At 40.5% G+C, this 16,636-nt stretch carries 15 protein-coding genes; 12 read left to right on the forward strand and 3 right to left on the reverse strand.

The annotated features are described in order from the left end of the window. Positions 1 to 183 precede the first annotated feature (183 nt). On the forward strand, positions 184 to 804 hold the full coding sequence (locus BLS15_RS06815; RefSeq protein WP_090510607.1) for a 50S ribosomal protein L25: 621 nt from the start codon (positions 184 to 186) through the stop codon (positions 802 to 804). A gap of 237 nt (positions 805 to 1,041) precedes the next feature. Further along, positions 1,042 to 1,815 carry a M15 family metallopeptidase gene (locus tag BLS15_RS06820; protein ID WP_254777295.1) on the forward strand — a complete coding sequence of 258 codons (774 nt, stop codon included), beginning with the start codon at positions 1,042 to 1,044 and terminating at the stop codon, positions 1,813 to 1,815. A 62-nt stretch (positions 1,816 to 1,877) separates the two neighbouring features. On the opposite strand, the gene BLS15_RS29375 is transcribed toward BLS15_RS06820, so the two are convergent. Both BLS15_RS29375 and BLS15_RS06825 read right to left on the reverse strand, forming a co-directional pair. Beyond that, positions 1,878 to 1,997 (reverse strand): sporulation protein YjcZ, encoded by a 120-nt coding sequence (locus BLS15_RS29375; protein ID WP_194483580.1) that lies wholly within the window; start codon positions 1,995 to 1,997, stop codon positions 1,878 to 1,880. A gap of 150 nt (positions 1,998 to 2,147) precedes the next feature. Beyond that, complete coding sequence (locus BLS15_RS06825) at positions 2,148 to 2,354, reverse strand: DUF1657 domain-containing protein (protein WP_021253804.1); 207 nt, start codon at positions 2,352 to 2,354, stop codon at positions 2,148 to 2,150. 163 nt (positions 2,355 to 2,517) lie between these two features. Between BLS15_RS06825 and BLS15_RS06830 the strand changes: the two genes are divergently transcribed. The 9 genes from BLS15_RS06830 (at position 2,518) to BLS15_RS06870 (ending at position 13,470) form a co-directional block, all read left to right on the forward strand. After that, entirely contained in the window at positions 2,518 to 3,381 is an 864-nt protein-coding gene (locus BLS15_RS06830) for a DUF421 domain-containing protein (RefSeq protein ID WP_021253803.1), read from the forward strand. A 31-nt stretch (positions 3,382 to 3,412) separates the two neighbouring features. Next, positions 3,413 to 4,432 carry a stage V sporulation protein AD gene (spoVAD, locus tag BLS15_RS06835; RefSeq protein ID WP_021253802.1) on the forward strand — a complete coding sequence of 340 codons (1,020 nt, stop codon included), beginning with the start codon at positions 3,413 to 3,415 and terminating at the stop codon, positions 4,430 to 4,432. Between the two features lie 376 nt (positions 4,433 to 4,808). Then, entirely contained in the window at positions 4,809 to 6,569 is a 1,761-nt protein-coding gene (locus BLS15_RS06840) for an ABC transporter substrate-binding protein (RefSeq protein WP_021253801.1), read from the forward strand. A 243-nt stretch (positions 6,570 to 6,812) separates the two neighbouring features. Continuing rightward, positions 6,813 to 7,304 carry a ribonuclease domain-containing protein gene (locus tag BLS15_RS06845; protein ID WP_254777296.1) on the forward strand — a complete coding sequence of 164 codons (492 nt, stop codon included), beginning with the start codon at positions 6,813 to 6,815 and terminating at the stop codon, positions 7,302 to 7,304. Continuing rightward, complete coding sequence (locus BLS15_RS06850; RefSeq protein ID WP_021253799.1) at positions 7,301 to 7,582, forward strand: barstar family protein; 282 nt, start codon at positions 7,301 to 7,303, stop codon at positions 7,580 to 7,582. Before BLS15_RS06845 ends, BLS15_RS06850 begins: the two co-directional genes overlap by 4 nt. Before the next feature lie 744 nt (positions 7,583 to 8,326). Further along, entirely contained in the window at positions 8,327 to 10,264 is a 1,938-nt protein-coding gene (locus BLS15_RS06855) for a B12-binding domain-containing radical SAM protein (RefSeq protein ID WP_090510613.1), read from the forward strand. A 47-nt stretch (positions 10,265 to 10,311) separates the two neighbouring features. Further along, entirely contained in the window at positions 10,312 to 11,571 is a 1,260-nt protein-coding gene (locus BLS15_RS06860) for an MFS transporter (RefSeq protein WP_090510616.1), read from the forward strand. Between the two features lie 23 nt (positions 11,572 to 11,594). Beyond that, on the forward strand, positions 11,595 to 12,890 hold the full coding sequence (locus tag BLS15_RS06865) for a CapA family protein (protein ID WP_090510972.1): 1,296 nt from the start codon (positions 11,595 to 11,597) through the stop codon (positions 12,888 to 12,890). A 28-nt stretch (positions 12,891 to 12,918) separates the two neighbouring features. Next, positions 12,919 to 13,470 carry a GNAT family N-acetyltransferase gene (locus tag BLS15_RS06870; RefSeq protein WP_021253795.1) on the forward strand — a complete coding sequence of 184 codons (552 nt, stop codon included), beginning with the start codon at positions 12,919 to 12,921 and terminating at the stop codon, positions 13,468 to 13,470. Positions 13,471 to 13,610: 140 nt separating this feature from the next. Here the strand turns inward: BLS15_RS06870 and BLS15_RS06875 are convergent, their stop codons facing one another. Then, positions 13,611 to 14,450, reverse strand: a complete 840-nt coding sequence (locus BLS15_RS06875; protein ID WP_021253794.1) for an undecaprenyl-diphosphate phosphatase — start codon at positions 14,448 to 14,450, stop codon at positions 13,611 to 13,613. A 471-nt stretch (positions 14,451 to 14,921) separates the two neighbouring features. Between BLS15_RS06875 and BLS15_RS06880 the strand changes: the two genes are divergently transcribed. Beyond that, complete coding sequence (locus tag BLS15_RS06880) at positions 14,922 to 16,598, forward strand: M28 family peptidase (protein ID WP_254777297.1); 1,677 nt, start codon at positions 14,922 to 14,924, stop codon at positions 16,596 to 16,598. Positions 16,599 to 16,636: the final 38 nt, after the last annotated feature.

The raw sequence follows: 16,636 nt of genomic DNA on the forward strand, positions 1-16,636 counted from the left end.
TGAAATGACAGAAAAGGAGTTGCGATCAGGATATATCTCTATTTTCAGAAAATTTGCGAAAAAATTCTGAAAAGTTGTTTCAAATAAGATTAATGAGGTTAATAATAGACATGTCCTGCAACACACATCGCAGGACGTCACTCTGGTGAAGTGAGAGGATTGCTACAAGGAGGCAGTTTCAATATGAACGCACAAGGCAAAACTTATCAACTGAAAACAGAGAGAAGAACGGACTTTACTCGCTCTTCCCTTCGTGAATTACGTCAGAAAGGCCGGATCCCGGGCGTCGTATACGGTGCGGATATCGAGAGTACTGCATTGCATGTCGATTCAAGAGACTTCGTCAAGCTTGCACATGTTGGCCGGACAGAAGTGTTCCAACTGCAGGTGGAAGGCATGAAGCCAGTCCAAGCGCTGATCAAAGACGTTGTCAAACAAGATGGTGCTTATACGCATGTAGATTTCCAACAGGTATCTGCAAATCACCCAATACGTATTCATGTGCCAATAGAATATATCGGTACACCTGCTGGGGTCAAAAAAGGCGGTATCTTGCAAACGCAAGAAACAAGTTTGGAAATCGAAGGTCTGCCCGCACATCTTCCTTCTGTGATTCAAGTGGATATTTCCCATTTGGGCATAGGTGGTAAGATGTTGGTGGAAGACGTGCAAATTCCAGAACATATCCATCTCTTGTCCCATAAGAATGAGCTATTGGTTTCCATTGTTACACAGCGGGGCATTGAAGAGGCAGGGGATGAAGAATCAGAAGCGGCAGCAGCACCGGCTTCTGTCGAAGCATAGCACTTTATTTCATTTAACTAAATTAAATATAAACAGAATGAAGAGTCTGCCAAGTGCGAATGGACGAGCACACAGCAGGCTCTTTTTTCATGCATACAACTGCTAATTGGCTCACATGAATCATGTCTCATCGATCCATACTAACGATAGGCGATGGGGGGTGATGGATTGCGATTTGCACGAGTAATGTCCATGCTGTTATTGATTCCATTATGCAGCAGCTGCAGGATACAAGGGATGGAACACCCAAGATATGAAGTGACAGTGACTGAGACACAGATGAACGCTCTTCATCCAAGACAAGCAATCGATGTTGTCGCGATGCAACTGGATGATTTGAAGTCATTCCAGCATACGATGTTGAAGATGCATCAGATCCCAAGTGAACTTAATGTCAAAATGGATAAGGCTAGAATCGGCAGTATCGGGATCCTCGTTAATAAATTTCACGAACTCCCTCTTGATTACCGGCCAGATGATCTGGTTTATCCAAACGCACCCTTTATTTTTGACGAGCGGGTAGATAAGCGCAAATTGCGCAAGGAAGCAGCTAGAGCTCTGGAGCAGCTAATCGCTGGTGCTAGACAAGACGGTAATTATTTGGCAGGTGTATCTGCCTACCGATCGCATGCTGCTCAGACGGCCATATATCATAGCAATGTACGGCGTTATGGCAAGAAAAATGCGGAGTTGTATTGTGCGGAACCGGGGCATAGCGAACATAAGACAGGGCTCGCCGTAGATCTCACGCGCAGCGATGGAAGATGTGCAGCGGAAGCTTGCTTCGCGGACATGAAAGAGGCAAAATGGCTGCAGAATCATGCACATGAATATGGGTATATTGTTCGGTATCCAAAAGGAAAAGAGCACATCACAGGGTATCAATATGAGCCATGGCACATCCGTTATGTTGGGAAGAAATTGTCCGCTCTATTGACAGCACAGAGGATAACGCTTGAAGAATATTATGATTCATCTTATCCGTATTGGTCTGCTCCGGAGAACGGATAACGACGTCGATGGCAAAAGGAAAACCACCCAAGCATGCCTGGGTGGTCGCCTGGGCGCAGCTCTTAGAACAAGAAAGAACGGCTTATGATTACGAGCAAAATGAAAAGTACCAAGATAACGCCAGTGCTGGTAAAGCCAAATCCACCGAAACCACAGCTTCCACAGCCTCTTACATCAGACATGTTCAAATCCCCTTTCGTTTGGTTATGATGTATTACCGTATAAGTGTATGAAGGAAACTGTGGAGGTGATTGGACGTTTGACGGGTTGCATCACGTCTGTTATGTAAATAAGCCATGCATTTCCTGCATGGCTTGTATGTTCTGCTAGGATTAGAAGCCTTTATATTGAGGCTCCTCCGTTTCTAATTGCTGCACTCGGTTTTCCACTTGGTCGACGATCTGCTGCGTTTGCTCTGCGGCATTCGTATATAATTGCTTTGCTTCTTGATTCTGAGTGGCCAATGCGAAAGACTCCAAGTCAGCTTGTACACCTTTTAACGAAGCTAAGCATGTTTTCACTTGAGATCCAACTGTCATGCTGTACACCTCCCTTCCTCCTCCAAACTACAGAGGATAATTTGTCCCGAAAGAGGAACAGCCATACCTCCAATAATTAAATTAACTCACTTCATAAAATCATGAGCATCTACAAATAATGACGTAGTGGAATGGAACTTTTTCTTATCAAGGAGGATGTATGATGCCACTTTGGCTGGAAATCACGCTTCGAACTTTGGTTGCGGTCGTTGTCTTGTTCCTGATAACGAAGATGTTAGGGAAGCGACAAGTTACTCAATTATCCGTATTTGAATACATAACCGGCATCACGATCGGAAGCCTTGCTGCGTATGTTTCCTTGGATTTGGAGGACAATTGGTATCTTGGGATTGTGTCGCTGGGTGTGTGGGCTTCAGTATCATTCGGGATCGAATTCTTGCAATTGAAGAGCAAGACGATGCGGGATTGGATTGACGGCAAATCTACAGTTCTCATCAAGAATGGTAAAATTCTTGAAGACAACTTAAAAAAGGAACGCCTGACCTCTGATGAATTGATGCTGAAGCTTCGCATGAAGGATGTATTCAAGGTAGCTGATGTGGAATTCGCGATGATGGAATCAAGTGGTGACGTAAGTGTTTTGCTCAAAAGTGAAAATATGCCCTTTACTCCAAAACATCTAGGGATTAAGGTCGCACCTGAGTATGAACCGCAAGTGGTTATTATGGACGGGCAGGTTATGGAGCAGCCGCTTGCAACGATTGGCCGCGATAAAAAGTGGCTGAGCGAGCAGCTGACTTCGCTTGGTGTAAAGGCGGTTCAGGATGTATATTTTGGCCAAGTAGATAGCTTCGGGGAGCTGTATGTTGATCTCTTCAACGATCAAATTAAAGTTACGATTCCGCAGAAGCGGGCTAATACGTTAGCAACGATGAAAAAGTGCGAAGCTGATCTGGAAATGTTCTGTCTGTCAACGGAAGATGAGAAAGCAAAACAAATGTATGGACAGTGCTCTCGCACGTTGCAGCACATTATTGAGAAGGTACGACCATTACTCATCCAATAATCGAAGGTATGCGATAAAGTGAGGTGGCTTCATGCTAGTAGGTAAGCAATCTTGGAAATTCGAGCGAGCTCCTTATATTATAGGCACTTCAGCCATCGTTGGGCCTGAGGAAGGGCAGGGGCCGCTTGCCGCTGATTATGACCTTATCCACGAACAGCTTGATATTTACGAGACGAGCTGGGAGAAGGCAGAACGCAAGCTTCTTGAACAAGCAACGAGTCTTGCGATCACGAAAGCGAACGTTAACACAAGCCATATCGAGTATTTTATCGGTGGGGACTTGATGAACCAAATTACGAGTAACAGCTTCGCGGCTCGAACTCTGTCTGTTCCCTATATTGGCGTATTCGGTGCATGCTCAACTTCCATGGAGTCACTTGCGCTTGCAGCGATGATTATTGATTCCGGGAATGCGCATTATGCTCTTGCAGGAACATGCAGTCATAATTGTACAGCGGAGAAGCAATTCCGTTACCCTACGGAGTACGGTTCCCAGAAACCGCCGACGGCACAATTCACCGTAACCGGGGCCGGCGCTGCGGTATTGTGCAATCGCGGGAGTGGGCCGCGGGTAACCACCGCTACAATTGGGAAGGTCATTGACTTAGGTATAACCGATCCGTTCAACATGGGGGCGGCTATGGCGCCAGCCGCAGTGGATACCTTGCGGGCGCATTTTACTGACACCGGGAGAGAGGCAAGCTATTACGACATGATCGTAACCGGAGACTTGTCCGCCGTGGGCCATCCTATCGCTTCAGACTTATTGAGGCAGTCCGGGGTATCGATGGAGGATACCGTATTCGATGATTGCGGCTTAATGATATTTGACCGCAACAAGCAAGCCGTACAAGCTGGAGGGAGCGGCTGCGGCTGCTCTGCTGTTGTCACCTATGGGCACTTGATGAAGCGGATGATTCGAGGTCAATTGAAACGAATGTTAATTGTGGCCACCGGTTCACTGCTGTCGCCACTCTCATATCAACAAGGTGAGAGCATACCATGTATTGCTCATGCCGTATCCATTGAGATGGATTCGGAAGGTGAGTAAGAAGATAATATCACAACAAATAATTACTATTATGGATCTTGTATGACAAGATCCCTTTTTATGTAATAATGTATTTTGTTTTCAGACATATGGTTAATTATTCATATGTCTTCCGTGGGAATATCGATCTGTATGAAAATCCTCTCCACGACTACTCCTGCAAGAAAATCTAAAAAACTACTTTACAAAATAAAATAGATAAAGTAGTATAGTGAGAAATATTGAGATGCCTATTTATGGTAAGTGGATATATATGCAAAAAATCATTTGGAGAATAATCGGAAATCTCGTTTTTTTGCTGCTGCTTCCATGTTTAAAATAGTGCATAAAAAACATCACATCATTGGATTTATTCCAGAAATAGGGGGAGTTTTGTATGAAGAAGAAGTGGAGTTTGTTCTTGAGTACGCTTCTTGCTGTATCGATCGCGTTGTCCGCGTGCGGCAGCGACAAAGCGAAGGAACCAGAGAAGAATGCACAATCGAATGAGCAGGGTTCTGGCCAAGAAGAGAAGAAAGATGATGCGGCAGGGGAAGGCGAAATCGTCTCTGAGGGTGTCATTAAGGCCGCAGATCCTTCCAAGTCTCCAGAATTGGCCAACAACCGTAAAGATATGGTGATTCTCGGTATTACAGCTCCTAAGGGTATTTTCAACCCGATTTACTCGGAGACTTCATATGATGCTTATTTAGTGCGTTCCTTGTTCAAGGGGATGCTGGAGTATGATAAAGACGGTACATTGAAGAAAGCATTGGCGGATGACTATCAAGTGTCTCCTGACAATCTGAAATATACATTCAAGCTGAAGGAAGGCTTGAAGTTTAGTGACGGTACGCCTCTTACAGCAGAAGACGTAGCGTTTACATTAACAATATTACATGATAAGTCTTACGATGGACCATCTGATATCGTGAAGAATGCACATATTAAGGGTGGACAAGAATACCGCGACGGTAAAGTATCTTCCATTGAAGGTATCAAGGTAATCGATCCGTTGACGATTGAATTCACGACTACAGAAGTAAGCGCGTTAGCACTTTCCACAATCGGTGGTGTGGAAATCATGCCTAAGGCTTACTATGGCAAGGATTACAAGCAAGGTGACCTGGGCTACATGCACGATTTGTTCACGAAGCCAGTTGGCGCAGGCCCTTACAAGTTGGATAAGTTCGTAGCTGGACAAGAAGCTCAGCTTACGGCAAATGAGAACTACTACTTGGGCAAGCCTAAGGTAGAGAAGCTGATCTATAAATTTACAACAGCCGAGACTAACGTTCAATTGCTGCAAACGGGTGAAACGGACATGGATGAACCTACAGTATCCAAAGACCAAGTTGAGCAATTGAAGGAAATGGGCTTCTTGGATACCACCTTGTACCGTACAAATGGCTACGGCTACATCGCTTTCAACCATAAGTTGGATAAGTTCAAGGACAAGCGTGTACGTCAAGCGTTGGCATACGGCTTGAACCGTCAAGAAATCGTAGATGCGGTATTCCAAGGCTATGCAGATCCTATCGACGTTCCACAATCCAAGCAATCCTGGTCTTACACAGATGATGTAACGAAGTACAACTTCGATCTGGAGAAGGCTAAGCAATTGCTTGACGAAGCTGGATGGAAAGTTGGCGCTGACGGCAAGCGTGAGAAGAATGGCGAGAAGTTCGTCATTCACTTCACGGCTTCTACTCCTAGTGAAGTCAATGATGCAATTATTCCAATTGCACAGAAGAATTATGGCGATCTGGGCATTGAATTCATTGCTGACCAAATGGAATTCAACGCGGTTATCGACAAGCGTAAGAAGGGCGACTTCGACATGCTGTTCATGGCATGGTCCTTAACACCAGATCCGCAATCTTCTGAAAATGTATTCACAACGAAGGGCCACCAGAACGACATCGGATACAGTAATCCGAAGGTCGATGAGTTGTTTATTCAATCCAATTCGACGCTTGATGTTGAGAAGCGTAAAGAAATCTTCCATTCTATTTATAAAGAGTTGAACGAAGATCTTCCTTACATCTACATGTACCAACGTCGAGATATGTACGCAACGAACGCACGCGTTCAAGGCTTCGATATGTCGCCTTACCGTGATTTCTCGTACTCGCTTCCTAACATTCAAATTCAATAATCGAGCAGGATGATGTTCTCGGAAAGTCCAGCAATTTGCTGGACTTTCTTTTTTAATTTGGTAAATAGACATGCCTTCTGTTCGCTTACATGAAAAATATCTACACATTAACCTTGTCCAAATCTCTACTTCGATATCGTTACATAATAAGAATTAAGAGAATTTTATTCTCATTGCTCATTCATGTTACAATAGTGCCTGATCACACTAGCTGTAAGATAGACATATGGAGGGAATTATACGTTGAGATGGATGAAATCGCTGTTCGTCCTGTTCCTTACCTTGATGGTACTGGCAGGGTGCGGCACGACACAGATTGATAGTGAGAAGAAGGTTGCGACAGATCGCCCTTCGACAACAGTAGAGACTAACGAACCTGCCCAATCGAAGCCCCTTACAGATTTCGAGGAAGTGGCGAGTTATATACGGAAGAATCATTCTCTGCCTGATAATTTCATCACGAAAAAGGATGCAGAGAAGCTGGGCTGGAATGCGAAGGAAGGCAATCTAAATGAAGTAGCTCCAGGAAAGAGCATTGGTGGAGACATCTTCCGCAATCGAGAAGGCAAGCTGCAGAAGAAGAAGGGGCGCATCTGGTATGAAGCAGATATAAACTACTCCAAGGGATTCCGTGGGAAAGATCGTCTTCTCTTCTCAAATGACGGGCTGATCTATAAAACAGAGGATCATTATGATACATTCCAGCAGATGAAAGGGAAGGATGGAGAGCGATGACCAGACAAATTATTGAATTGGATGGACGACTCTTAACCTCGATTACGAAGCTGCATGATGTTCTTAGCGAGGTATTAGAATTGCCTAATTACTATGGACGGAATTTGGATGCGTTATGGGATTGTTTGACTGAATCTCAGTCACTTCCACTCACGATTCGTTGGACGCATTACGAGGCAAGTAAACGACAACTCGGTAACTACTGCGACGAGCTACAGCAGTTGTTTGAAGATGCCAAAGTCGAATTGGATGACTTCTATTTTGAGATTAGCAGCTAGAAAAAGTAAGTTAATAATGTATTAATAGACAGTGAAAAAAGAGTTTAATAAGATAGGTCATTACATTAGGATTAACTCCATAGTGTGAGGTAAATCAATACACCTTCAAGAAGTCGCTCTTATTATCGTAAAATATGAGTGATACCCTTGTAGGTGTTTTTGCGTTGCTAATGGTGAGCTGCTCTGTGGACGTGAAGAATTTACTTTCACTCGATATATGACTAATGTGTTTACTCCTTCTCAATCAATGTTATTTTAATTTTTATTTAAACTTTTTTCCTTCTCTATTTCATTTCTACTGTGAAAAATTGATGTTGTATCTGTTCAGTATAGCTATTTTATTCAAATGAAACGTTGAATTGTGTTCTAGTATGGGGGATAATGAATAATGGAAAATATTGTTGACTAAAAAAGAAGAAATTGGTATATTAGTAAATGTGAACGTTAACATTTCAAATACAAGGAGGTGGACTATATGAAAGAAATTATCATCGAAGGAACAGCAATTGAAGGACAAAAGTTTAACTATCATTGGCCAGATTGATATGTATATTTTATATAAAGAAGGTGTTGCTGTTTAGCAACATCTTCTTTATATATGTTTCTATTAGATATAAATCAAGAAATACCAATATACATAGTTGGTGTAATAGAGGCTTGTTGTTAAAATGGATGCCTTAATCGTGAGTATATAGTTGAATCTGTATGATTGTAATAATTCGTATTTTCATGTTGGAGGGCTAAATGATCAGTGATAGAGACATTCTGCTTATCTTTCCGCCGTTAACTGAAGCTAGATTTTTTCCTTATTTAAGTCTTCCTATGCTAACTTCTTATTTGCGTAAAAATGGGGTTTCTGTAGTTCAAGAGGATTTAAATATTAAACTAAGTCAAAAACTAGCTTCATATAAATCAATTCTTGAATATAGAGACATAATTATTAGTAAACTCGGCGATAAATCGAGGATAGCGATAGAAATTAGAAGGCACATGTGTGATTTTATGTTATCAAACTATGAGGCTATATACGGATATATATTCGAAAAGAATGAAGATAAAAGGAATAAGCATCTGAAAGGATATGAGTTAGACTTTGTAAGAAAAATAATTGAGATGATTCTAGAAGGATCATTGTTAAAAAAGGAATTTTGTTCTTTTGATGATATAGATAATGAAGTTATTAAATTTAATGCTTTTATGATCAATGATATTTCTGGAAGAGAATTTTTGTCTGACATAAAAGAAATTATTAAGAATGGCAATTATCAAATAGTAGGAATCTCTGTGGCCTTCTATAGTCAAGTGTTTCCTAGTCTGATAGCTGCAAAAATAATTAAGAGTATATGTCCAACCGTAAAGATAATATTTGGGGGGCCTCAAATAACTCTTTTTCATGAAAAAATGATTAATTTGAAGTGCATAAAAAAGTATATTGATTATTTGGGAATTGGTGATGGAGAAGAGACGCTGTTAATGCTACATAAATATCTAAATGGCGAAGAAGTTTACTCCAATATTCCGAATATTATTGACACAAGTATTTCTAAGGTAAAGCAAAAGCTACATGTTTCAAATTTACACATAAACGAAAAGCCAATTCTAGACTTTGATGGTTTGCCGATCAGGAACTACATGTCACATGGAATGCAATTAGGGGTTATTTCATGTGCTGGTTGTTCGTGGGGTAGGTGTACTTTTTGCTCATATGGAAATAGATCAAGAAGTACTCGCAATTACCAGCAGAAAAGAATTGGCCAAATTGCAGATGAGTTTGAATTTTTGATTGGGAGATATGGTATAAAACGTATAAATTTTGTTGATGAGAATACTAATATCAAATTAATTATGAAAGCAATGAAAAGGCTGAAAGAACGTGGTTATAAAGCTGAATTTAGCATACGTTGTAGGCTTGAAGATACGTTTCTAGATAAAGAACTGTGCTTTGAGTTGAAAGATCTGGGCTGTACCCAACTGTCAGTTGGATATGAAACGTTTTCTCAAAGAGTTTTAGATATTATTGATAAAGGGGTAACATCAGCAAACTTTCAACAAATCGTTGATAATATCTATGATGCTGAATTAGAGCTGAGATTAAATATAATAGGCGGTTTGCCCACAGAGACAGAAGAAGAGGCTAAAGAATCGTTACATTTTTTGAAAAAAAATGAGAACAAATTGGGTATTGATGTAATTCAAATGTTAGTAGCAGAACCACAATCATTCTTAACAGAGAGAGAAGAAACGGCAAGTGTTGGATTAGAAATTAAAAAAAATAGTAACATTCTTATAGGTAATAAGGTAATTAATTACGGCATGGGAAGAATGGGATATGAAATAGAGTATAAAGAAGGAGCCAATTATGAGGAGAGGAAAAAGTGGATGATGCAAATCTTGCATCAAGTTAAACCAGCTTTAAATACAGAGATTCAAAAGAAAAATGAGACAACCGATAGTACCGGAAAATATAATACAAGGTTACTTCCATGGGTCAAATGTATAAGTGTAATTGAAGAGGAACGGGAAATAACGTATATAGTAAATTTGTTGTTTGAAAAAATATATTTATTCCCAGAAACGCTGTTATTAAATAATGATAATATCGAGCCTAAATCAAGTGATAATGAAGAAGATGCATATCAATTACTACAGCAATTCATTGAGATTGGGTTAGCAGAATGTTAGTTTAATTTCATGATTTTCATTAAAAACAATAAAAGGAATCTATATTTATGACTTCAAAAAAAAATATCGAAGTGCTAAAGGGATTGTGGGGACATTATTCATTTAGACAACTTTGGATCGGTCAAACTATTTCAGTTTTAGGTTCTCAAATCTCTTACATTGCAATTCCACTAATAGCAGTAATATTGTTAGATGCAAACGCTTTTCAAATGGGTTTACTCACAGCTTCCTCTACAGCACCATACTTTCTTATTGGGTTATTTGCTGGAGTTTGGATAGATCGGATTAAGAGAGTTCCAATATTAATTAATATGAATCTTATTACAGCGTTTTTCCTTTTACTCATTCCTCTGTTTAACTGGCTTAATGTGATGAATATTTGGATTTTGTGTGCGATTTCTTTTTTTACAGCATCTTGTTCAATGGTATTTCAATTTGCATACACCTCAGTATTACCATCAATTATTAGCAAAAATGACTTAACTGAGGGTAATAGCAAGCTGGAGATTTCTAGAGCGATGACACAATTTGTTGGCCCAAGTATTGCAGGTGTAATTATTCATGTTTTATCCGCGCCTATTTCTCTCTTTATAAATATTATTACATATCTTGTATCTATATTCTTTTTTAAAAGAATTAATATAGATGAAAAGGAACCTACGGCAACTAAAAACACGATCCTCAAGCAGATAAGTCAAGGGTTTCACCATATATTTACTAATCCATTTTTAAGAACGATTTCTTTGTCCACGGCAATTTTGAACTTCTCTCGATGTGCATTTGATGCTGTTTACATGCTCTATGTCGTGACTGTGTTTTCTATAGACGCTAGCATTTTAGGTATTATATTTGGAGTAGGCAGTTTAGGGGCATTATTAGGGGCTTTTACTGCTAATAAACTCGTTAAAAAGATAGGAACTGGAAATACTATTCTCATTTCCACCGTAATTGTAGGGGTAGGATTCTTAATTGTTGCTATAGTAACAAAATATATAATTGTAAATATAGCAATATTATCTATATCACAATTCTTTATATCTATGGGTAATACTGTGTTCTTTATTAGTCAAGTGAGTATTAGACAAGCGGTTACGCCAAATGAAATTATGGGACGAGTTAACGCTACTCAGGTGTTTATAAGTCGAGGAGCTGTTCCAATTGGAGCATTACTTGGAGGGCTCAGTGGGATGTTATTTGGATTGCGCGAAACCATTATTACTGCAGGGTGTTTATCTTTGGGAGCTGTATTTCTTTTAGTAATGTCTCCTGTGAAAGGAGTTAGGCAAACAAGCGATATAGAAATTTGAAAAATGTAGAAGGAATGATTTTCTTGAGTAATTCAATTACGTTTACGGCAACTGGGGATAGTTTGATTACGCGGAGGTTGCCTAGTGGTGATGTTAGTATGGATAATATAAAATCTATTATTCAACTAGGGGATGTCAGATTCACTAATTTAGAAACAACGGTACAAAGTACAGAATCTTTTCCCTCGGCTGTAAGTGGGGGAACTTGGAGTTCAGCATCCCCAGAAATGTTTTGTGATTTACTAGGCTATGGATTTAATTTGGTAGCTTGGGCCAATAATCATACGCTTGATTTTTCTTATGGAGGATTAAGATCTACTGAACAGTTATTAAACAAGTATGGGATTGTACACGCTGGTGCAGGCAATAATTTGGCAAGTGCAAGTGAACCAAGATATTTGGAGACGAATAATAATCGAGTTGCGTTAATCGCAACAACGTCTAATTTTGATCGTACTTGGATTGCAGGAGAACAAAGAAGAGACATGATTGGTAGACCAGGTATCAATCCGATGAGATTGAATACGATATATACGATTAATGCAACACATATGAAACAATTAAAAGAAATTGCTGAGAACTGTAAAATAAATTCAGCTTATCAAATTCTTACGAATAAAGGCTATATGAAAGAACATCCCGATTGTTGGTTTCCATTTGGTGAGTATATTTTCCAAGAAGGGGATAGTGAGTCAACGATCATAAAAATAGATCCCCGTGATGAAAATAGAATCGTCAATTCAATTCGTGAAGCTAAGAGGCAATCAGATTATGTTGTTTTAAGCATTCACACACACCAACCGAATTCTGATGATTTAGAAGAACCAGCAGATTTCATAGTTAATTTTGCGAGAAAATGTATAGATGAAGGAGCACACGCAATTATCTGCCATGGACCACATATTGTACGGGGGATAGAGATTTACAAAAACCGACCTATATTTTATAGCTTAGGTAATTTTATATTTCAAAATGAATCAATAACCTCTCAGCCATCAGATTTTTATGATAAGTTTGGATTAGGTCACGAACATAATATTGCGGATGTTTTTGATAAAAAGGAAGAGATCGGGCTAAATGGGCTATCGAGAGACTATAAAGTTTGGCAATCTCTAATACCATATTGGAAAATGGAAAATGGAGAGTTACGCGAATTGGCATTGTATCCTATTGATCTTGGTTTTGAAAAACCAAGATATAAAAGAGGATGGCCTGAACTAACCTCTAATATGGAGGTTTTACATAATGTAGCTCAACTTTCTAGAAAATTTGGGGTTGAAATTGAAATTATGGATGGAGTAGGAAAGATTCACTGGTGAATTACTTACGATGGAGGTTTTTGTGTGTATGTCTGTAATAATAGGTGAAAAGGTGATATTACGTGAATATCAACAAGCAGATATTGAATATATTTTGAATTGGGTGAATGATCCTGAAATAACTTCTACCTTAGGATCATCTTTTATATATCCCAAGACACGAAATTCAACAGAAAAATTTTTAAATACAATTATGGATGGAAAAGCAGAAATAAGAGGTTTTGTAATAGCCGATATTAATACGTTTGAATATATAGGACAAATTGATTTATTTGATTTTGATTGGTATAGTCGATCTGTTTCATTACAAATTGTTATAGGGAGAAAAAAACTACATAGGAAAGGATATGGATCCGAGGCTTTACGATTACTACGGGACTTTTGCTTTAATACACTAAACATGAATCGAATCGAACTTGAAGTTTATAGTTTCAATAGAGCCGCATATAATTGCTACGTAAAATGTGGTTTTAAAGAAGAGGGGATACTTAGAGAGAAAGTATATAGGGATGGCAAGTACTATGACAGTGTAATTATGAGTATACTTAAGTCAGAATGTTTAAGGTCTAATTATTGTTAGGTAAACATAATATAAATCACTTTTTTAGAAAACCAGTCGCCAACTGATTTTAGGCGACTGGTTTTCTAAAAAATTATGAATATTTTTACTGACTAATCTTGCAGTCATTTTTGTCTCTTTTGTGTTGTGGAATGTATTCTTTACAAGAAGAAAAAATAAATGACGGCTGCCAATACGATGCGATAGATAGCAAATGGTACGAGTTTCACTCGATTAATCAGCTTCAAGAAGAAGCGGATAGAGATGAGAGCGAATAGGAATGCGCTAATGAAGCCGACGATGAAGAACGGCAGCGCATCCATGGAGAAATCCTTCCAATGCTTCAGCAGGGATAATCCGCTCGCTCCAGCCATGACAGGTACGGCCATAATGAATGTAAAATCAGCAGCCGCACGGTGACTCATCCCCAGCAGTACCCCGCCTGATATCGTAGAGCCAGAACGGGAGAATCCTGGCCATAGACCAAGACATTGGAACAAGCCGATGCCAAATGCTTGTTTGTATGTTACCTGATCCACCGTCTTTGCCGTTGGCTTCGCAGGGCGGAACCAGTCTGCTGCGATCATGAGCACTGCTCCGAGCACAAGGCCGATCAACACAGTCTGGATGGAAAATAAGTATTGATCAATATACTTTTCGAACAGTAATCCAAGCACTGCTGCTGGGATTAATCCAACGAGCACTTGTGTGAGCTTCAATCTGGAATGTCCCGCTCTACCTAGCTCTGGATCAATTGGAGCGCGCTTCAACCCAAGCAGCTGGAAAAAACGATCCCAAAACACAACGACAACCGCAAGGATGGAGCCAAGCTGGATCACGACCTTGAACATATTCGCCATTTGAGGGCTAAATATCTCTTTTGAATGAAGCATAAAGTCATCCACTAGAATCATATGCCCGGTCGAAGAGACCGGAGCAAACTCAGTCAGGCCTTCTACCACGCCTAAAATAAATCCAACAAACATGTCCCACCAATTCAACGATAGTCACTCTCCTATGTAAGGCCTGTAAAATAGAATGTGCAATAGCACAGATTGTATTATATAGCGATCTTGCACATTGTGGTAGTGCTAGTTTACATAATATATAGTGTGTTAACAAATGATTTACATACAAATAGTACGGGAGTTAGCGCCAATCGAAAAATCATCTAGTATAGTATACAAATCCCGAACCATCAATTTGGGAAGCTCTGTCCAGCGGGGATAAAGGATTCTTTATCCATGAATAAAATAACTTCTTCGGTCGACGATACATAATCCGTGTCTGTATTGCTACGTTCAGTGCTATGTTCAAATATCAGATCAACAACGATTTTTTAATGATTTGAAGTAGTTCGCGCTCAGATTTATGTCTTGTACTTATAAGGGAGGTCATATATGATAACTCTATCTAAATAGGTAAATTATTCCTATATCTAGAAATAAAAGATGATTAGGAGGTAGTCGATTGTGGGGAAGACGGTCAGAGTGCACCAGACGCACATGACAAGATGGAGTGCGCTTGGTATCGCTGCCATCTGTATCATGCTTGTTCTCGCAACACTATGGTCAGAACAGCCGCCGGCGCCAAAAGGAGAGAATGCGCCGATCGAACAATTTTCAGCGGAAAGAGCTATGAAGCATGTGAGTGCCATCGCACAGCTGCCGCATCCATCAGGTTCGCTTGAGAATGAAAGGGTTCGAACCTATTTAGTTGAGCAAATGGAGTTATTAGGGCTACAGCCAATTGTGAACACGTATCCATGGACAGGGCAATTTAATGGCATTTCCGAGTCGTTCGAGCTGCACAATATCATTGGAGTACATAAGGGAACCAAGCCGGGAAAAGCATTGATGCTGACCGCTCATTACGATTCTACACCGTTTGGCCCAGGGGCTAATGACGACGCGGTTGGAGTTGCAGCACTCTTGGAGACGGCACGCATTCTACAGGCCAGTCCGTCGATGGATCGGGACATTTGGTTCGTGCTGACCGATGGGGAAGAGAAAGGATTGCTTGGTGCAGAGGCATTCTGGTTTGACAATAAAGTTCGTGAACAGATCGGCCTTGTCGTGAATTTCGAGGCAAGAGGTTCGAGAGGACCGTCAATCATGTTCCAAACGAGTCGAGATAATGGTAAGCTGATTTCTGAATTTGCCTCTTTCGCGGTGTCTCCAGTCAGCACTTCTCTGTTAGGCGACTTGTATCGGACGATGCCGAATGAGACGGATTTGACCGTCTCACTAAATGCAGGCATACCAGGGCTGAATTTCGGATATATCGACGGCTGGGACAAATACCATTCCGAACAAGATACGCCCGATAATGTCTCAATGGCTACATTTCAGCACCATGGTGAGAATGCACTTGCAGCGGCGAAGCAGTTCGGAAGTATGGATTTGGAGCAATTGAATGGTTCCGATAGGGTCTATTTTAACTGGTTCACGATGCTCCTTCATTATCCTGCTTCCTGGACGATACCGATGTCTATCCTGATTGGAATTGGATGGCTATTCTGCCTCGCGGTGTTATTCAAGAAGAGAACGATTACGTTGAAGGGAATGGCACTCAGCTTCTTGCTTACACTTGGAAGTATCATAACATCTGTTGTGATTGCTTACTTGGTGTTTGTAGGGATTATGTATATTGGAAGTTCAGTGGCGGGGATGCCACTTGAATCGGCTTCCATTCCGGCTCAGGTCAATCTTGCTTTTGTACTGATCGCGCTACTTGTTCATCTCGTAATCACGCGTCTGACTCGGCATAGGGTCAACGTCTTGGAAATGATTCTAACCGGAATGTTGTTCTACTTCCTGCTTCTAATCGTTGTGTTAGGGCTTATCCCTGGAGCAAGCTACCTATTCCTGTTCCCGCTTCTTATTCACTGCAGCATCATCGGGTGTACACTGCATAAGCGCAATCCGGTTATAGTCTTGCAGCGGCCATGGGTGAGCCTTGTATTCGCGCTTGCTCCATTGACGCTGACAACAAGTTTATTTCATGTGCTATATACGGGAATGCCACTTCAGATTACGTTATTCACCACGGTTCTGTGCGTGTTAATATTGACCTTGCTGCAGCCGCTTATGACGAGTCTAACGATGGTTCGGGGAAGCCGTTCCGCGAAAATTGTGGATAGCAAATAAGTAAAACAGAGCCCATGTATGCATCATGGGCTCTGCTC

The organism is Paenibacillus sp. cl6col, assembly GCF_900102125.1.
GTDB classification, from domain to species: domain Bacteria; phylum Bacillota; class Bacilli; order Paenibacillales; family Paenibacillaceae; genus Paenibacillus_B; species Paenibacillus_B suaedae.